General features: G+C 30.2%; 17 protein-coding genes and 2 pseudogenes. 17 read left to right on the top strand and 2 right to left on the bottom strand.

Annotation, left to right across the window (positions count from 1 at the left end):
- The first annotated feature begins 77 nt into the window (after positions 1-77).
- The 12 genes and pseudogenes from QZV12_RS10425 to QZV12_RS10370 all read left to right on the top strand — a co-directional run bounded on the left by QZV12_RS10425 (position 78) and on the right by QZV12_RS10370 (position 11,491).
- Positions 78-560, top strand: a complete 483-nt coding sequence (locus tag QZV12_RS10425) for a hypothetical protein (protein WP_295621355.1) — start codon at positions 78-80, stop codon at positions 558-560.
- 22 nt (positions 561-582) lie between these two features.
- Positions 583-2,526, top strand: a complete 1,944-nt coding sequence (locus QZV12_RS10420; RefSeq protein WP_295621352.1) for a HEAT repeat domain-containing protein — start codon at positions 583-585, stop codon at positions 2,524-2,526.
- A 719-nt stretch (positions 2,527-3,245) separates the two neighbouring features.
- Positions 3,246-5,441, top strand: a pseudogene (locus QZV12_RS10415) (elongation factor EF-2).
- Between the two features lie 634 nt (positions 5,442-6,075).
- Positions 6,076-8,088: a hypothetical protein gene (locus QZV12_RS10410; RefSeq protein ID WP_295621349.1), complete on the top strand. Its 2,013-nt coding sequence runs from the start codon at positions 6,076-6,078 to the stop codon at positions 8,086-8,088.
- 155 nt (positions 8,089-8,243) lie between these two features.
- The gene (locus QZV12_RS10405) at positions 8,244-8,405 is read left to right on the top strand and encodes a hypothetical protein (protein WP_295621347.1); all 162 of its coding nucleotides are present in this window, start codon (positions 8,244-8,246) and stop codon (positions 8,403-8,405) included.
- Positions 8,406-8,435: 30 nt separating this feature from the next.
- A complete protein-coding gene (locus QZV12_RS10400) occupies positions 8,436-8,633 on the top strand; it encodes a hypothetical protein (RefSeq protein ID WP_295621344.1) in 198 nt (65 codons plus the stop codon).
- A 236-nt stretch (positions 8,634-8,869) separates the two neighbouring features.
- Positions 8,870-9,322 (top strand): low molecular weight protein arginine phosphatase, encoded by a 453-nt coding sequence (locus QZV12_RS10395; RefSeq protein ID WP_295621341.1) that lies wholly within the window; start codon positions 8,870-8,872, stop codon positions 9,320-9,322.
- A 48-nt stretch (positions 9,323-9,370) separates the two neighbouring features.
- Entirely contained in the window at positions 9,371-9,592 is a 222-nt protein-coding gene (locus tag QZV12_RS10390; protein WP_295621338.1) for a hypothetical protein, read from the top strand.
- A 13-nt stretch (positions 9,593-9,605) separates the two neighbouring features.
- Entirely contained in the window at positions 9,606-10,355 is a 750-nt protein-coding gene (locus QZV12_RS10385) for a HEAT repeat domain-containing protein (RefSeq protein ID WP_295621335.1), read from the top strand.
- A 34-nt stretch (positions 10,356-10,389) separates the two neighbouring features.
- A complete protein-coding gene (locus tag QZV12_RS10380; protein ID WP_295621333.1) occupies positions 10,390-10,701 on the top strand; it encodes a hypothetical protein in 312 nt (103 codons plus the stop codon).
- Positions 10,702-10,738: 37 nt separating this feature from the next.
- Complete coding sequence (locus QZV12_RS10375; RefSeq protein WP_295621330.1) at positions 10,739-11,149, top strand: hypothetical protein; 411 nt, start codon at positions 10,739-10,741, stop codon at positions 11,147-11,149.
- Positions 11,150-11,269: 120 nt separating this feature from the next.
- The gene (locus QZV12_RS10370) at positions 11,270-11,491 is read left to right on the top strand and encodes a hypothetical protein (RefSeq protein WP_295621327.1); all 222 of its coding nucleotides are present in this window, start codon (positions 11,270-11,272) and stop codon (positions 11,489-11,491) included.
- 145 nt (positions 11,492-11,636) lie between these two features.
- Here the strand turns inward: QZV12_RS10370 and glmS are convergent.
- Positions 11,637-13,417: pseudogene (gene glmS, locus QZV12_RS10365) on the bottom strand (glutamine--fructose-6-phosphate transaminase (isomerizing)).
- A 473-nt stretch (positions 13,418-13,890) separates the two neighbouring features.
- On the opposite strand from glmS, the gene QZV12_RS10360 reads away from it, so the two are divergent.
- From QZV12_RS10360 to QZV12_RS10340, 5 genes are all read left to right on the top strand, one after another.
- A complete protein-coding gene (locus QZV12_RS10360) occupies positions 13,891-14,718 on the top strand; it encodes a hypothetical protein (RefSeq protein WP_295621324.1) in 828 nt (275 codons plus the stop codon).
- A gap of 274 nt (positions 14,719-14,992) precedes the next feature.
- Positions 14,993-15,787 carry a metallophosphoesterase gene (locus tag QZV12_RS10355; RefSeq protein ID WP_295621321.1) on the top strand — a complete coding sequence of 265 codons (795 nt, stop codon included), beginning with the start codon at positions 14,993-14,995 and terminating at the stop codon, positions 15,785-15,787.
- Between the two features lie 288 nt (positions 15,788-16,075).
- Positions 16,076-17,278, top strand: coding sequence for a hypothetical protein (locus tag QZV12_RS10350; RefSeq protein WP_295621318.1), 1,203 nt, complete (start codon positions 16,076-16,078; stop codon positions 17,276-17,278).
- Positions 17,250-17,969 carry a hypothetical protein gene (locus QZV12_RS10345; RefSeq protein ID WP_295621315.1) on the top strand — a complete coding sequence of 240 codons (720 nt, stop codon included), beginning with the start codon at positions 17,250-17,252 and terminating at the stop codon, positions 17,967-17,969. The genes QZV12_RS10350 and QZV12_RS10345 overlap by 29 nt, the downstream gene beginning before the upstream one ends.
- Positions 17,970-17,973: 4 nt before the next feature.
- Complete coding sequence (locus tag QZV12_RS10340) at positions 17,974-18,459, top strand: RyR domain-containing protein (RefSeq protein WP_295621312.1); 486 nt, start codon at positions 17,974-17,976, stop codon at positions 18,457-18,459.
- 212 nt (positions 18,460-18,671) lie between these two features.
- Here the strand turns inward: QZV12_RS10340 and QZV12_RS10335 are convergent, their stop codons facing one another.
- A complete protein-coding gene (locus tag QZV12_RS10335; RefSeq protein WP_295621309.1) occupies positions 18,672-18,851 on the bottom strand; it encodes a hypothetical protein in 180 nt (59 codons plus the stop codon).
- Between the last annotated feature and the right edge of the window lie 86 nt (positions 18,852-18,937).

Below are 18,937 nucleotides of genomic sequence, written 5' to 3'. Positions count from 1 at the left end.
AATAAAAAGAATTATATCTAGAAATATTAGAAAATTTATTTTAGTAAAAATCTAAATTATATTTAATGGTTGATATTATGAAAATAGTTTTTCTTTGCAGTGGAAACACTTGCAGAAGTCCAATGGCAGAAGCTATCTTTAAAAAGATGATAAATGAAGATGGTGTTTCATTATCAGATTCAAAAGATAAGATTGACATTTCATCAGCAGGATTTTCCACTTATTCAGGAGAGGAAATAGAAGAAAAAGCCATAATTGTTTGCAGAAAGCATGATATTGACATATCCAACTATAAAACAACCAATATAAGGGACATTGACTTCAATACAGTTGATTTGGTTTTAATAGCAACAGTAGACAATAGGGAAAAGATAAAAAAGTTCTATCCAAATCTAAATGCCTACACCATTAAGGAATATAGTGGATTATACGAAGATTTGGATATTAAAGACCCATCGGATGGTGGTTTAGGAGACTATGTTGTCTGCTATTTTGAAATCAAGGAAGCTTTGGAAAACATTATTAAAACACAAAAGAAATTTGAAAAAAATCAAATATAAAAAATAGCTAAAAGGTAATAAAATGACTTTTCCTATAATTTATGATTTGGATAAAGAATATGAAATTGCATTAAATAAGGATGCAGATAAGGAATCTAGGCTTTATTCTATAAGAAGACTTGATTTTACTTATCCTCTTGATGAATTGGTTCTTGATGAGGATGAAGATACTGACATTCGAATAGCTGCCTTAGATTGCCTCGGAATAAGTAAAAACACATTATACGAAATTGACATTGACAAGGTTCCAAAAGAGCTTGCTTTAGCCATCATAGAAAAATACTACTTTAGCCATCCCCTAAATCAAATAGCTTTAAATCATAAGGATGTTGATTATCGCCTTAAGGCATTGGAAAACAGATTTATAGATGATGAAGAGGTATTGAAGCAAATCATTGAAAATGAATCAAATTCCAAATTGCGCTCTGCTGCCGCTAAGCATAAATCCCTAAATGACAGAGAGTTTTTGGAAAGGATTGCATTGAATGATGAGGACAAGTATGTCCGCTCTGCTGCAGCCTCAAATTATTCCACACAAAATATTGAGGTTTTAACTAAGATAATTGAAGAGGATAAAGAGGATATTGTCCGTATATCCGCTTTAAAAAATCTGGTTTTCAAATATAACCTTTATTATCCACAATCAAACAAAAAGCATAGCTTCAAAAGGAAATTCGATAAAATCAGCAGAAATATGATTATATGGGAAGAGGATTACATTCCGAAAGAGCTTCATAATGATGAAAATATAGGAATAATTTTGGATTTAGACTTGCTGCATAGTATTTTCAGAAGTTCCCTTTTTGAAGATTATGACAAATTGAGAGACAATCTAATTGAATATTTTGAAAGAATCCTATTTTATTTTGAAAAATATAATCCATTTGAAGAGGGAAAAATGGAAGATGGTTCATATAATAAGAAATTGTATGACAAATATAAACTTCAAGATGGAGATATTCGAAAATTGGTTTTATATCAACTGGCCTATGATGGTAGAATTGGGGATTTTAAATATTATTTAGATTATTTGAAATCATTAGAGATTGATATGGATGATTTGGAAAGTTCTGAAGAATCATCCACTGAAAAGATGATTGAAGAATCATATTTCATTGAATTGGCATATAATGACTCAAATCCTGAAATAGTGAAATTGGCACTTGAAGCAATAAGCGACAATACAGTTTTGAACTTTTTTGCTACAGTAGGGCAAACAATGGATATTATGAAAACTGCAATAAAAAGAATGACAGATAACATCCTTTTAGCAGATATGGCCATAAATAGAATAGATCATGATATTCAAGAGCCTAAATTATATGATGATAACTGGGTATGTGATTACATTTTTGAAAATCTGATGGATCAAGGATATAATTTTAAATTTGATGATTTCTATTCTCATGACTTAAAGTTTTTCAAACGCCTATTTGACAACAGATTGGAATCCGTTTATTATGATGCAATTGCAGAAGCCTACTATAAGGACACATTACCATATTGCATGTTTAAAAAGATAAAAAATTATTTCGATTTGATTTTCATATTAAAGTACACTCACAGCTTTGCACTTAGGGATATTGTCATCTACAAGATTTCAAATCCAATAATTTTAGCTTATATTGCTTTGAAGGCAACTGATGAACGTATTCGTTATGCAGCATATGGAAGGATTGAATCAAAGGTAATTTTAAAGTACGTCTATTTAAATAGTGAAGACTTTAGAATAAAATATCTATATCTTTCCAAATCAAATGATAATGATGCTTTAAATGAAGCATTTTTAAAAGAGGAAAATGAGGTATTGCGCAAATCCATTTTAGACAATGATCATTTCAAGATAGCTCCTGAAGTTATTGAATACTGTATTGAACATGACTCATATATTTCATCATATGCAGAGAATAAGTTTGCAAAGCAGTTTGTCAATTATAGATTGATGAACAAGAAGTTTAGGAAATAAATAGCTTTAAGCTCACTACGGTCACTTATCAATTAATAAAAAAAAATATAAGAATTACTTTTTGAAATAAAGGATTTCCTTTATTCGATTTATATATAGACAAATTGAAATATAATATTGTATAGTTAAGTAAAATATTATTTGTTTAATGTTTTTCCCATTTTGGAAAAATATTGGATTTATTGTTTATTTGTCTAAGTATTTTATATGATATTAGACAAATATTCCATAAATTTTATATATTCAATTGAAATAAAAATAAATTAATGATTATTATAAATAATCAAGATTGTTTGGGGGTGTTAGCCATGGGACTTGAAGACAGCGAAACAGATTTTAATTTTATGAAAGCTGATTCTAAATTAAATGGTTCTATGATTAACATTGCAAAGTTTATATGTTTGTTAAATTATTGAAAAATATATCAGCTAATAAGTTTTTATCATAAATATAAAGAATTATATTAGGCTTATTAAATAATTTAATCAGATGATCTTTTAAGATAATAATGCTTTTAGAATTATAAAACTACTTTTTTTTTAGAAAAACCAAATTCAATTTTATTTTTTTGTTTTACTTTTAATTAATTAAACTTATTTTTAATTAAATCTTGGCTTTCATAAATGGTTTTACTTGAATTAAAATTCTCAGAATTTTAAATGGAATTTAATTAATAATTTTAATTCTAATATTAACTAAAACACATAAGGAGTGTATTTATGTCAAGACAAGACAAAATGATTGCAAAGATTAAGGAATTGATGTACGAACCTGAATACATCAGAAATATAGGAATATGTGCTCACATTGATCACGGAAAGACAACATTATCAGACAACTTACTTGCTGGTGCAGGCCTGATTTCAGAAGAATTAGCTGGTGAAGCCTTAGGTATGGACACCAAACAGGACGAACAAGACCGTGGAATTACCATTGATGCTGCTAATGCTTCCATGGTTCAGGAATATGATGGAGACCAATATCTAATCAACCTGATTGACACTCCAGGTCACGTAGACTTTGGTGGAGACGTAACCCGTGCAATGAGAGCTGTAGATGGTGCTGATGTTGTAGTATGTGCTGTAGATGGAGTTATGCCACAAACAGAAACTGTCCTTAAGCAGGCATTAAGGGAAAATGTAAAGCCTGTATTATTCATCAAAAAAGTGGACAGATTAATCAATGAATTGAAATTGACTCCAGAAGACCTATTGAAGCAACTTACAAGCATTATTGTTGAAGTGAATGAACTTATCAAGAGTTTGGCACCTAAGGACAAAAAGGCGGAATGGATGGTAAATGTAGAGGATGGAAGTGTAGCTTTCGGATCTGCATTTAAGAATTGGGCTATCAATGTCCCTATGATGTAGGAAACAGGTTTCAGCTTTAAGGATATTGTCGATTACTGCAATACAGGCAAAGAGGAAGAATTAAAGAAGCTCTTGCCACTTACAGAAGTCCTATTGAATATGGTAGTTAAGCACTTGCCTTCTCCAGATAAGGCTCAAGTCTACAGAGTTCCTAAGATTTGGGGTGGTGAGATTGAAAGTAAAGCAGGCCAAACCATGGTGAATTCATCTCCTGATGGTCCTTTAGCCGGTATGATTACAAATGTAACAGTAGATAAGCATATGGGAGTTTTAGCTACCTGCAGAGTTTATGGTGGAACTTTGGAAAAATCCAATGAAGTCTATTTGGTCGGTTCTCAAACTAAATCAAGAATCCAACAGGTAGGAGTATTCAATGGTGCAAAAACAATTGACACCGAAAAGGTTCATGTAGGAAACATTGCATACATTACAGGTGTTAAGGAAGCTAGCGCTGGAGAAACAATCTGTTCACCTGATGTCAAAATCGAAGAGTTTGAACCTATTGACCATATCTCAGAACCTGTAGTAACAGTAGCTGTTGAAGCCAAGAACACTAAGGACTTGCCTAAATTGATTGAAGTCTTAAGGCAAGTATCAAAAGAGGATCCAACCATTAAGGTGGAAATCAATGACACTACTGGTGAGCAATTGATTTCAGGTATGGGAGAACTTCACTTGGAAGTTGTAACCAATAGGATAAAGACTGACCAGAATTTGGAAATTCTTGTATCAGAACCTATTATCGTATATAAGGAAAGCGTTACAGGACATTCCCCAGTCATTGAAGGTAAATTCCCTAACAAGCACAACAGATTCTATATTGAAGTTGAACTTTTAGACAATGGAATCTACAATGCATTGATAGAAGGCAACTTGAAGGAAGGCAGAATAAAAACCAAGGAAACGGCCCAAGAATTTATTGCACTTGGAATGGACAAGGAAGAGGCTCGTAGAGTTTGGGACATCCACAACAGGTCAATGTTCATCAATATGACTAGAGGTATCCAATACTTAGATGAAGTCAAGGAGCTGTTGCTTGAAGGTTTTGAATCTGCACTAAAGGATGGTCCTTTAGCAAGCGAAGAAGTAGTTGGATTGAAATTCAAGCTTTCAGATGCTAAGCTTCATGAGGATGCTATTCACAGAGGTCCTGCACAAGTACTTCCAGCTATCAAAAAAGCGATTTATGCTTCAATAATGTCTGCTAATCCATGCCTATTGGAACCTATTCAAAAGGTATTCATTTCAGCTCCTGTTGATTATATGGGCAACTGCAACAAGGACATTCAAAACAGAAGAGGCAGAATCATTGAACAGAACATTAAGGGAACAATTGCAGAAATGGACTTTGAAGTACCTATTGCAAAAATGTTCGGATTTGCAGGAGACATAAGATCTGCTACAGGAGGTAAAGGTGACTTCTCAACAGAAATGAAAGGATTTGAAGTTTTGCCAATATACCTGCAGGATGATATTGTAAGGCAAATCCGTGAGAGAAAAGGATTATCACCAGAACCTTATGGTCCTGATCATTATTCTGCATAATGTAATGAACCAATTAAAAACTGTATATTTTAAGAAGAATAATCATTTTATTCTTCTTTTTAAAATTTTTTATTATTCTAACTTATTATTCTATTATAAGAAAAAAAAACTATTTTTATTCTTCATTTTAAATTTTTTATTATTCTAACTTATTATTCCATTAAGAGAATACTTATTTTTATTCTTCTTTTTAAATTTTTTTCTAATTTATTATCCTATTTTTATCTATTTTACTTTTATTTTATCTGTTTTTCATTTAATTCCCCAACTAATTTTATTTATTAATTTTCAATTAAAGCAAAAACTTTATACGACTTATATAGCTTTTAAAATAGAGATATATTTGTTAATATTCAAATTGATTTAAAAAATTCAATCAATCCAATATTAGCTAAAAAAATTTAATTGGTTTTATTAGTGGATATTTAGCGGTTAAATTTAAGTCAATGTCATGATTAAACTGATTAAGTCATTTATAATCCAAATGATCAATTATCATTATACAAAAAACAAAACTTTTTGCACATAGAAACTTTTCAAATATTCATTAATATCACTGATTAAAATTGCAGAATAAATAATTTTTAAATTTTTAATTGATAATAAGGGAGGTGAAAGTATCAATTTTAAAAATATGCGTGACAGATTATTCAATCATTTTAATGAAAATATGGCACCAAGAAAATTATTTGTTGTAGACATTGATTGGGAATTCCTATGGAACATGTATTTAGATGGATTTCCTAAAGAATTAAACCCAATCTTTCGTGAAAGAAGAGAACTGGATTGCAGTGCATGCCTCAGCTTTTTCAAAAGAATGGCAAATGTTGTAGCAATCGACGAAGATAACGGAGAATATGTCACTTTGTTTGCAGGTGAAACCCAAGAGGAAAAGGAAATATTCAAACAATTGGATGAAGCTGTAAAGTCAGCAAAAATCAAGGACATATTCATAAGTGACACCAAAAGGGTCGGTCTAGAAAGCAACCCTGAAATGATGGAAGATGGAAATGTGCATACTTGGTATCACTTCTACGCTGATGTGCCAGAAAGATGCATAGGTAACTCAAGTCAAAAGGCAGAGTACAGAGACAACAGGATTATTTTGGAAAACAGTACCGAACAAATCTCAGAGGAAGCGGTTGACACCGTTTTAGAACTTATCGCTTCAAACAGCCTTTACCGTGGAGACCAGTGGGAAGATGTTTTGAAAATCTTTAAGAGATACCTAAAGGAATATGAAGAAAATGAACTGGATGAAAATGTATTCTACTGGATTAAAAGCATTGAACTTGGTTCCGTTATTGTTAGAATCAAAAACCACAGTATTGGAGTTCTGTTGAAGGACATAACTCTAGAGGTGCCATTGGATGAAGCTGTTACAAAATATGAAAGAATTGTAGCACCTACCAATTATCAAAGACCAAAGCCAATCTTCACCAAAAGAATGCTGGAAGATGCACAGGAAAAGATCAATGAATTAGGATTTGGAGAGTCAATCTACAGACGCTATGCAAATATGTCAGATCTAAGCATCAATGACGTATTGTTTGCAAACAGAGATTACACCAATGAAATCCAGAACAATCAGAATTTCTTCGACAAACTAAGGAATTTGACTGTGAATAAGGCACGTAACTTTGATAAAGTCCAGGAAATCTCATTGCAGGACTTTGTAAAAAACATCCTGCCAACTGCAGTTGAAGTGGAACTATACCTATCATATGACTTGAGCAACAATTTCATGTCATTGATTGGACCAGAAAACAAGGATGCTCCAACAATGTTCAAATGGGACAACCCATTCAGTTGGGCATACAAAAACAACATTGCAGATAGCCTAATGAAGGAAAGGGTAAAGGCAATGGGTGGAGATGTTGATGTAGACTTGAGATTTACCATTCAATGGAACGACAATGAATGGGACAAAAACGATTTGGATGCTCATTGTACCACACCAGAAGGTGAAGAAATCTACTACAAACATATGAAAAGTTCAAAAACAGGAGGATGGCTTGATATAGACATCATCAATCCTGAAGAGAATGTTCCTGCAATTGAAAACATTCAATTCAAGGAAAAAGACCAAATGATTCCTGGAGATTACCTATTCCGTGTTCATCAATACACCTACCGTGGTGGAAATGATGGATTCAAGGCAGAAATCGAATTTGATGGAAGGGTCTTTAATTTCAACTACCCTATGAGGCTAGTTCAAGATGAATATGTTGATGTTGCAAAGGTTACTTTGGACAGTGATGGAAACTTCACCTTAAAAAGCTTTTTGGACGAACAGGTTTCAAGCACCAAAGAGTGGAATCTACAGTACAACAGTTTTATACCTGTCAGCCTAATCTGCTACAGCCCTAACTACTGGGGAGACAATGCTGTTGGAAACAAGCATATATTCTTTATCCTAAAGGACTGCTTGAATGATGGAAGACCAAATCCATGGTTCAATGAATACTTGATAATCGAACTAAGGGATCATCGTAAGGTTACCGAAGCTTTAGCAAGCATTGCAAAGGTAGAGAAAACTGATGAACAATTAAGCGGAATCGGTTTTTCATTCACTCAGAAAAATAGGGTTACCCTAAAGGTGAAATCAGCAAACATCGAAAGGGTATTTAATGTTGTTATTGCTTAGATAATCCAATAACATCCAAAATACCTTTTTTTAGGTGTTTTCATTATCAAGATATTTACATTTTTAGGATGTTTTCATTATTAGCTTTTATACGAATTTTTAGACTAAAATCTTTATCAAATTAGTTTTTCCAAAAATTTATCGAGGAGATGATTATGGACAATATTTGGATTGAAGCATTAAAGAAAAAATATAGATTTGAATTTAAGGGTCTAATCAATCTTGAAGACCTATTCGATCTAAGACTTGTAGATTTGGATTACATTTACAAGAATCTGAAAAGAGATGAAAATGATTTGCAGGTTGAATCACTATAGGATGCAAGTAAGAATCCATTAAAAAGAGAATTGGAAATTAAAATCAACATTGTAAAAAGCATTTTCGAAATGAAAGAAGCAGAAATTGAAAAGACAAAGATTGCTTTGGCTAATAAGGCTCAAAGGGATAAAATCCTAGCAATCATCGAAAACAAACAAGATCAAGAATTAAGTGAAAAATCAATTGAAGAATTGAGAAAAATCTATGATGAATTGGCACAGGATTAGTTTCTGATGCCCTAATCTTTTTTCATATTTTTCCTTTTCTTTATCTTTTTTAAGTAATTAAAAATCTTTAAATTTTCATATTTTCCTTTTCTTTATCTTTTTTAAGTAATTAAAAATCTTTAAAAATATACTATTTTTTTATTTTTTTTATTAAAATTTAAGATTTGCATAAATATATTTAATTAATTGTTTAAATTATAGAATAAGAAGCCAATATATTTTAAAGGAGTGAAATCATGAAATTAATGTTTGTTTGTACAGCAAATACATGTAGAAGCGTTATGGCAGAATATATATTTAAATCCATAATTAAGGAAAATCTGAAAATATGTTCTGCAGGAATAGCTGCTACTGATGGCAGATCTCCTTCAAAGAATACTATTGAAGTCTGCAAGAATCATGGACTTGACGTATCAAAGCATAAGGCTACAAGTATTAAAAGTTCCAATATTGAAGAAATGGACTTGATTTTAACATTGGAAACATCACATAGAAATACCTTAAGAAAAAGATATCCTGATTTAGAAATTTACACAATAAAGGAATTTAATGATGTTGATTACATTTATGATATAGATGATCCCTTTATGTATGATATAGAAGTTTATGAAGCTACTTTTAATGAAATCAAGGAATCATTGGAAAAGATAGACAGGGATAAGCTTTTAAGATATGATTCTAAAAATTAACTTTTTTTAATATGGAATTAAATCTAATTAACTAAATATTTTGATAAAATGAACTTAAATAATCCCAAAGCAATAAAATCTCGATTGATTGACATTTATAATGAAGAATTGTTAAACCTTAACATCTTTATTTTAAATAAGGAAGATATAAGGAATAATCGTGACTTGAATAATCTTTTTTTAAATAGAATTTCAGAAGAATTCAACTGTCTTGATAAAGAGGATATCAGAACATTATCATTTTTTTATGCGTTCTCCTTCATTTTATAAAAGAGTTTACCAAATGATTCTTAAAGCATACAATCTTGAAGATTATATAGAACATAAATACCAAAGGGAAATAGCTGAAATAGAGAAATTGGTAAATGATAGCGAATTTGATTTTAATCAGGATATGGAAGGTAAACTTTTCAACTATGATTACCTTGAATCTGCCTTGAAATTAGAGGATGCAAGCATAGTTGAAATTGCATATAATCATTCCAATCCAATAGTGCGTTCATTTGCATTAGGAATGGTGGATAAACCTCAGGTATGGATTGATTTTCTTCTAAATGACCCAGATTCAACTGTTCGCATAGCTGCCTTATATTACCTATTTGGAGAAGAATATTTAGCAAATCTCTTAAATAATGATTGTTTTGGGGAAATTCCTATAGAAATTGAATTTAAACTGAATTATGATGACATTAATGAAGATTTTGGAATTGATGATATTCTCTTTAAAAGATTTGATAAATTGATTATATCAAAAATATCAATAGAGGATGGGGAACTGGTCATTTCCACAGACCAGAAAAATTCATATGAGGAGATAGTAAGCAAAATAGACAATCAGCACATATTAAAGTCAATAGCAAATTATCATAATGAATGGTCTGTACGCTATGTTGCAATAAATAGAATCAATGACATTGATTATTTGTATGACATTGCATTAAATGGATTTGACAAATTGAGAAAGCCTAAGCATGGAAAACTCTATTATCCTGGAGAATTCAACGAATATAACGTTTTAAATTCAATTTTATAGGCTCATAACCTTAAAGGACTTATCTGGAGAGGAATTGAATGAATTTTTAAAAAATCTCATTATTGATTCAAAAGTGGAATCAATCCAAAATCGAGCACAATCAATAATTGATGGTGAATTAAACATATCAAATTTATCACAAAATAAGAGGAATCAAAATAAAAGCCATTTGGATAAGAGCAAAAAGGAATCATCTGATTTTAGACATGAAGAGACTATAATATATTTTAAAGAAAATCGAATATTAGCAGATTTAGCAAGAAATGATGATAATTGGACAGTTAGAAAAGATAGCATTGAAAGAGTGGTTGGCAAATTCATCACTCTAGCTTATAAAAAAATCTGATGATAGGTATTTATACCATCTCAATAAAAGGAAACATTTGGAAAGGCTTGTTAACAATCAGGAAAATGAAATCCTTTCTGAATCAAATGATGATGGGGATGATGAATATATTGATGCAAATTCAATCCTTCTTTATGAAGATGAGAAGTCATACACTCTTCAGGACCTTTTAGTTGATAGGGCATGCAATGATAGAAACGAAAAGGTACATGAATGTGCCGTTTCTTATATAAGTGATGAAAATCTATTGTTTGACATTGCAAACAATGATGAAAGCATTGATGTTAGATTATCTGCTCTTGATGGAATAAAACGTAATGATCTCCTTGCTAAAATATTTGTTAAAAGCAAAAATCATCACATATACAAAAAAGCCATTTCTAAGATAAAATTTAAGTATATTCTATTAAAACTAGCTTGCATTAAGAATTATTATGGGGAATTATAGCCAAAAAGAGATTTAGTTAATGATAGACTAAATGAACTAGGATTTAAGGCACCGAACCCATTACCAAAAGACGATGATGATAAGGAGTTTTTAATAGCTGCTATCGATTTTGGAGAAGAAATGAGCATTGATGAGATGCTGGATTTAGAAAGGTTTATCAAGAGTTTAATGAATCCAAACCAGCATCATAATTATTATGAAGATCCCGATTATTACAGTGACTTAGAAGATTTAAAAGATTTAGAAGAATTAGATGATGATTTAGATGATTTAGATGATTTAAATGATAACTCTAATAAACTAAATCTTGCAGATTTTCCATATCAAATAATAATTTCATAAAAAAAGAGAAAAATTTAAAGATTAAAATACTATTTTAAAAAAAAAGAGAATATTCAAATATCAAATAATTTTAAAAAAAAAGAATAATAAATCATGAATAAAAACATGATTTATTTAATTTATTTATTTTTATGCTATTTTTAAATTATACAGTAATTACCTTAGCCAAATTCTCCGGTTTATCTGGATTGTGACCTTTTTCTAAAGTTACATAATAAGCAAGCAATTGAAGTGGAACTGTATAAACAAGAGGCGCTAATATTTCATCAACTTTAGGGTTAATGGTAATTACATCCCTTGATTTACACTCTCCCTTTGCATCTCCTTCTGCACAAACAGATAGGATAATTGCTTTTCTAGCTTTGACTTCCTCTAAATTAACCATTGTATCCTCATAATCACTTCCTGGAGGCAATATTACAATAACTGGAATGGTATAATTGATTAAAGCCAAAGGACCATGTTTCAATTCACCGGAAGCATATCCTTCTGCATGAATAAGGGAGATTTCCTTTAATTTCAATGCTCCTTCCAATGCAATAGGATATGAAAATCCTCTTCCAAGATAGAACAGATCATCGGCAAAGCTGTACCTTTGGGATAAGATTTCAATTTCCTTTGATTTATCTAAAACTTCCCTAATATAATCTGGAACATTGTATAATCTATCGACTAATTCATAATCTTTTGCCAAAAGTCCTGCAAATAAATAGATTGCAGTCAATTGAGCAATATATGTTTTTGTAGCAGTCACTCCCTTTTCAGGTCCTGCTTGGGTAATGATTGTATATTTTGCCTCTTCTGTCATTGAAGAGCCTATATTGTTAACAATCGCAAGTGTTGGTGAAGTTTCCTTAGCTATTCTTAAGGCATTCATGCTGTCTAAAGTTTCACCAGATTGTGAAATGAATACAACAAGAGTGTCTTCATCTAAAGTGTCAGCAGTGTATTTGAATTCAGAGGCAAGAACAACATCTGTCTTTATCTTTGCCAAATGCTGAATCAGGTATTTTCCAGTTAGGGAAGCATGGTAGGAAGTTCCACATGCTACAAAGCAAATGTTTTTAATCTTTCCAAGGTCATCAATGATCTTTTGGATATTGTCCCTTTCACCTAAGGTGAATTCAACTGCATCTGGCTGTTTCAATATTTCCTTAATCATATAGTAAGGATAGTCTCCTTTCTCTGCCATTTGAGCAGTCCATGGTATTAGAACAATTTCCTTTTCAAGCTCATTATCATTTTCATCATGAACCCTAACTCCATTTTCATCCAGGATAATCATTTCCCCTTCAGCAGGAAGAATGATTTGTCTAGTGTAATTTATAATCGCCGGAATATCTGAGGATACAAAATATGCATCATCTGAAATTCCAATTTTCAATGGAGATTGATATCGTGTTGCAAAGATCTTATTGTTCTCTTCTTTGGAAATTACTACAATTGCATAGGAACCTTCAAGCCGTTCTATTGTTTTTCTGAATGCATGCTCCAAGTCAAATCCTTCATTCATGTATTTTCTGATTAAATGAGAAATGACTTCAGTATCTGTAGTGGATTTGAATTTGAAACCCTCTGCAATTAGTTCACCTTTAAGTTCATCATAGTTTTTTAAGGTTCCATTATGAACAACTGCAATTGTATCATTTTCATCCAAATGAGGGTGTGCATTTATTTTGCTTGCAATTCCAGTAGAAGGCCATCTTACATGAGCGATTCCAAAGTTTCCAGGCATATCTGCCAAATCAAACTTTTCATCCACTTCAGGGATCTTTCCCTTGTCCTTTTTTCATGGATTTTCCCATCAACTGTAGCTATTCCTACAGAATCATATCCTCTATAGTCAAGATTTTCTACACATTCGAGTAAAATAGGAGCTACAGACTTTTCACTATCCTTAAGTATACATCCTACAATTCCACACATTTTATCATCTCCTTTAGAGGTTTTTTGCTTATTTTAAATTTTTTAGTTCTTTCATATGAAAAAAATATAAACTTCAAATCTTAGTGATTCCATCTAAAAAAAGAATAAAAACCTTTAAATTTTTTAGTTCTTTCATCTAAAAAACATTAAAAACTTTAAATCTTTCAGTTATTCCATCTGAAAACATTATAAATTTTTAATTATTATCAATTCATTCGTTTTTAAAAATATTGCATTCATCCCATATAAATTTTTTTAAATAGGGGATATTGTATAAAAATTTATATAATTTTCAAAACAGAACCCTATTAATAATATAGTTTTTGAATATAATAACTCGAATAAAGCATTTACTTTATACAAGTTAAATAAGTTTTAAGACATATCTTTTATTAGCCAAGAAAATGTGAAAACTTTAATTTTTATCTTCTAGGCTGTTTTAATATTTAAAATAAACAATAGGAGGAATCCAAATGGGATTTAAAGAAGACAATAAAGAAAAGTACCTTGATCCATTTAAAAGACTTACAGTAAATGTTAAAACTTCTTTAAATGGAATTACTGTATCAGCAGAAGTTGTTGGAAACAGAATTCGTATAAATGTTCCAAAGGATAAAAGCGGTAACTTAACTGGAACCCTTGTGGAAAACATTGCTTTGGAAAATTCCACTTGGATTTTCGAACCTATTGAAGATGGGGAAATCAACTACCGCATTGACAGGACCCTCCATCCTAGAAAACATATGGACCTTTCTAAATTTGATTTTGAAAAAGGAATTTTGCCAAAAGAAGAATTAGAGGATTTGGAAATTCCTGTCCAATATAGAAAGGATTATTCTCCATTTGCAAAAAGGGTATTGGAACATCCAAGCGAAGAAGTTCAAAAAAGTGCAATTGAACATATTGATGACGAGGATGTTATAGCAGCGATTGTTCTTTACAGCAAGAATAAGAAGCTTTCATTATTTGCTTTGGATTACATTAAGGACAAATCAATATTGATGGACATAATTAGAAATGATTTCAATTACTACTATTTCACTGCTGCAGTTGATATTTTTTATGATAAAAAAAGTTTGGAATTAAAGCTTTTTGATAAGGATGTTAGAATAGCTGCATTGGAAAGAATAGAAGATAAGGAACTTATTTTCGATTTGGCTTTTGAATGTGAAAAATGGTATAGACCTCTTTTAATGATTAGGAACAATGACCTATTAAGCAAAAATAAGCTTGAAGATTTGAATTTGTTTGCTGAAAATAAGGAAATTCGTGAAATCATTAAAGATAGGTTAAATAAGTAAAATTTTTTTTATTTTTTTATTTTTTTTTTGCAAAAATATAAGATTTATATTGCTGTATGTAGATTTGCAAATATCAAAATCTAAAATTTAAAATGTGGTTGATTTAAATTAGATATTGCTTTAATTAAATTAATAGTTATTTTGTAAACTATCCATTTAATATGTTAAACTTTTAATTATTTTATAGTTAAAATTCAATCAAAATTTTAGATTTTTTTATGCAATATCACAAAATTTAAATTTCAAGATCAGGAATATTTGAAGAGGTGGTTGAATGAATGATAAGATAATTGAATTTCCAAAATTTGGAAACTTGATTATTGTCAGTGATTTGCATGGCAATTATGACGACTATGAAGCTTACATCAATCTTTGGGATAGTAAAGACCAGGATTTTCATATATTGTTTTTAGGTGATTTGATTCATTCTCCATACTTTAATGACAGATCAATAGAAATATTGGATGATGTCATTGAAAAGTCTAAATCATATCCTAATTTTCATGTTTTGCTTGGAAATCATGAATGGGCCCACATAACACATACTGATATTTTTAAAGGAGGAGACAATCAAAGGGAAGATTTTGAACATTTGATTTCATATAAAAAAAGGATTCATGAACCGACTATAACAGAATACATAAAATTCTTCAAAAGACTTCCATTCTTTGCAAAGACTGCTAATGGCCTTTTCATATCTCATGCAGGACCTTCCAAAAAAGTAAAGACAAGTGATGATTTCAATGACATATTTGATGGAGACTACAACAACCCAATCTTAAATGACTTTTTATGGAATCGACCAATCAGAAACATTTACAGAAGTCAGAATGCATCTTTCACCAAGGGAAAATATGCAGAAAGAGACGTATTCAGTTTTCTCAATGTTGTTGGTTCCAAATGCATGGTTGTAGGCCATAGTCCAGTAAATGGATATGAAAAATTAGGAAACCAATTGATTATATCTTCAAGCTTTGACACTGACAATAAGGTTTACTTAGACATTGATTTATCTAAAGACATTTTGCATATGAATCATTTGCTTGATTGCATAAGGTATTCGGATTAAATTGACATATGAATCATTTGCTTGATTGCATAAGGTATTCGGATTGAAATTGCATATTATTATCCAAAAGAATAAATCACTTTAAACTTTTTTTCTTTTTCTTTTTTAGTTTTTAAATATGAGAAATCCAACTTTTTATATCTATTTTTTTAAACAAATTGCAGATTTTTAAATTTAAAATCCTTTTTATAAAAATATTTAAAGGATTATAATGAAAAATAGACATAATACACTTAAAATAATTAAATATTTTAAAAAAAAACATCCAAATTTTTTCATGGTGATTAAATGGCTAAAGGAGACAATAATTTAATAAAATACATAAAAAATTTCTTCAATGAAGTGGAACTCTATGACGATTATAAAAATGGACATATGTATAAAGACCTTTTACATGCAAGCATTGAAAGCTTTTTGGAATTTGAAAGCACATACACTGCATATGAAATTTATGAAAACTTCTTCATGATTTACCAAATCACTGATGAAGACAAATCTGAAGAAAAAAAGACTAAAAGCACGCATGTAAGTGAATCAAATGCATTATTGCAATTAATAAATTTAATGAAAGATTATGAAGACAATACTGGAGATTTGATTGAAAAGCAAAGAGACCATTTTATTCATTCTGTAAATGTATTCATATTAGGTTTAGCCATTTATTCAAGCAATAAACAATATAGGGATGTGTTCCAAAGGTACATCATAAAAAGCCCTTATGAAAAATATTATAAAACCAAAGATGGGAAGTTTTCAAATGAGGAGTTTTTATATCGTTGGGGAATAGCCTCTCTTTTCCATGACATCGGATATCCTGTTGAGATAATCGGAAAACAATTATCTAAATTTGTAAATGACGGAAGCCAATCCATATCTGACAAGTATAAAATCAATACTTCTGTAAACTTTAAAAACTTCAATGAATTGAATTATATCATAAGGCTTGATCCAAGGTTTCCGGTAGTTTATAGAGAAGATTATCCTGAAACCAATTTCATAGACTTATATAAGCCAACTGACATTATGGCACATCAAATATTTACAGATTTCTATGTAAAGAATGGAAAGGCAATAAATAACTTTGATGCCTTAAGCGGACATCTGAAGAAATTAATCATCCATTTGGATGATTTTGTAGATTATATGGCTCAAAACAATTTCATTGACCATGGATATTTCTCATCTATTTTTGTTTTGAATTCCTATGCTGCATTAATGCAAAAATGTTATCACGATTTAAGCCCTGAAAAGTACGCTTATTTCTTCTATCCTATTGCAAACAGTGCAACTTCCATCTTATTACATAACTATTATAGGGGAACTATGCAAAACAAGGAATTTAAATTTGGCCAAATGAAGCCTAATCAAAATCCATTGGCATTCCTATTGATTTTATGTGATGAGCTTCAGGAATGGAATCGTAAGCCAATTGGAATTAAGGACAAAGCCAAAAACCATGTAAATGACATTAAATGTAGAAATAGATCATGACGAGATCACTATTCGTTACATTCTTAAAAATAGTGCATTAGGACTTAATTTTTCTGAAGAAAAGGAAGATTTAATCAATAAGCTTTTAGATATCAAATCTATTTTTTCAGAGGGCTTGAGAGTGAAGATTAATATAAACTTAGACCAAGATAGCCCAATGGAAGATATTTCATTAGCTGAAGCGGAAACTCCTACAATCCTACTGAGAAATATAGAGGAGATTGCTCGTGCAAGCCATAAAAGATATAATGAAATCGAAAAGAAAAAGAATAATAAGGTTACCCCTTATAAAAAATTGAATGCCAAGAAAAAACTATCTAGTGTCAGACAAATAAAGCAATACCCGAGAAAATTGAATATAATCGGTTGTGAAATAGTTCCAATGGATGATCCTAGAGATGAACACATATTGACTATAGAGGAAATTGAGCATCTGGCAAAGATTGAACATGACGATTGGATGGATGAAAAGATAAATACTGGATGGTTATCTCCATATGAAGCTTTAGAGGCTAAATTAATAAGTCAAGACGAATTTGATGCATTAATGGCTACAAATGAGGAAGGTTGTACAGACAGCACAAACAATAAGATTGAAGATGAGGAGAATAATTTCTATGTTCATGCAAATCTAATTCCATATGAGGAATTGAATTCAGATTCTCAAAATAAAGACAAAAGGCCTTTTTGAAGACATGAGTCTAATTTTAAGCAAGATAAAAAATAATCCATTAAAGATTGTCGACAATACCATTAAGCAACTGACAGTTAAGATTAATGACAATTATAAGAAGTCAGTATCTGGTGAGCTGATAGTTCCAGAATTTAATGAATTGGATTTTGAGATTCAGCATAACAATTATAAGCAAACTCACTTAATTCTTAAATTTTTGAAAGAACTTAAATATGAAGTGGTTGATATTGAAGATAAAAGAGAGGGCATAAGCTATTTTGATGATAAAGAAAAAGAATATTTAGCTAAAAGAGAACATAACGCTTGGTATTTAAGAAAACTTAGTGAAGGTTATGTTTATGGTGAAGAGAAAAAAGACAAAGAAAACCCTAAGGTAGTTCCATGGGATGAATTAGATATAGACTATCAAAATCCTAACTTAAATACTATGGAACAATTGCCTGCTAGCTGCAAAGAAGTAGGTTTAAAGATTATAAAGACAAAATAATTTATAATCTTTAATTTCTTTTTTTTTTAATTTCTATTTTTTTTAAATGTCTGATTATTAATTATTTTTTTAACTTATTTTTTTAAAAATGCTTTACTTCATTATTATAATAATGTTTATATGATATTTCAATTTAATAATGTATATATAAAAAAATAGGAAAAATATGTAAAATACAGAAATAAAAAAAGAAAATAAAAAAAGCAAAATAATTATAAGAATAAAGGTAATACGAAAAATGGACTTAAAGATGCAACTAGGAATAATATGACACCTATTACTGTAACAGGTTTTTGTTCATCCATTATTCCATTAATCATTAATAAAATACTGAAAAATCCTAAGATTAAAGGTAAAATATGTGAAAATATAATAATAAATCCATTTGCCATTAATATCACTTAATAAAAATTCAATCAAATTCTTTATACATATAATATTTTATATAACTTAATATTTAAATTTAAGGAAAAATAAG

Source organism: uncultured Methanobrevibacter sp. (assembly GCF_902769175.1).
In the GTDB taxonomy this organism is placed as follows: domain Archaea; phylum Methanobacteriota; class Methanobacteria; order Methanobacteriales; family Methanobacteriaceae; genus Methanobrevibacter.
This window is presented reverse-complemented; position numbering and strand designations above follow the sequence as displayed.

Bases quoted from the DNA above. Each gene is read 5' to 3' on its own strand.
- QZV12_RS10425 (WP_295621355.1), top strand. From the start codon at position 78: ATGAAAATAGTTTTTCTTTGCAGTGGAAACACTTGCAGAAGTCCAATG.
- QZV12_RS10420 (WP_295621352.1), top strand. From the start codon at position 583: ATGACTTTTCCTATAATTTATGATTTGGATAAAGAATATGAAATTGCA.
- QZV12_RS10410 (WP_295621349.1), top strand. From the start codon at position 6,076: ATGCGTGACAGATTATTCAATCATTTTAATGAAAATATGGCACCAAGA.
- QZV12_RS10405 (WP_295621347.1), top strand. From the start codon at position 8,244: ATGGACAATATTTGGATTGAAGCATTAAAGAAAAAATATAGATTTGAA.
- QZV12_RS10395 (WP_295621341.1), top strand. From the start codon at position 8,870: ATGAAATTAATGTTTGTTTGTACAGCAAATACATGTAGAAGCGTTATG.
- QZV12_RS10390 (WP_295621338.1), top strand. From the start codon at position 9,371: ATGAACTTAAATAATCCCAAAGCAATAAAATCTCGATTGATTGACATT.
- QZV12_RS10385 (WP_295621335.1), top strand. From the start codon at position 9,606: ATGATTCTTAAAGCATACAATCTTGAAGATTATATAGAACATAAATAC.
- QZV12_RS10370 (WP_295621327.1), top strand. From the start codon at position 11,270: ATGAGCATTGATGAGATGCTGGATTTAGAAAGGTTTATCAAGAGTTTA.
- QZV12_RS10360 (WP_295621324.1), top strand. From the start codon at position 13,891: ATGGGATTTAAAGAAGACAATAAAGAAAAGTACCTTGATCCATTTAAA.
- QZV12_RS10355 (WP_295621321.1), top strand. From the start codon at position 14,993: ATGAATGATAAGATAATTGAATTTCCAAAATTTGGAAACTTGATTATT.
- QZV12_RS10350 (WP_295621318.1), top strand. From the start codon at position 16,076: ATGGCTAAAGGAGACAATAATTTAATAAAATACATAAAAAATTTCTTC.
- QZV12_RS10345 (WP_295621315.1), top strand. From the start codon at position 17,250: ATGACATTAAATGTAGAAATAGATCATGACGAGATCACTATTCGTTAC.
- QZV12_RS10340 (WP_295621312.1), top strand. From the start codon at position 17,974: ATGAGTCTAATTTTAAGCAAGATAAAAAATAATCCATTAAAGATTGTC.
- QZV12_RS10335 (WP_295621309.1), bottom strand. From the start codon at position 18,851: ATGGCAAATGGATTTATTATTATATTTTCACATATTTTACCTTTAATC.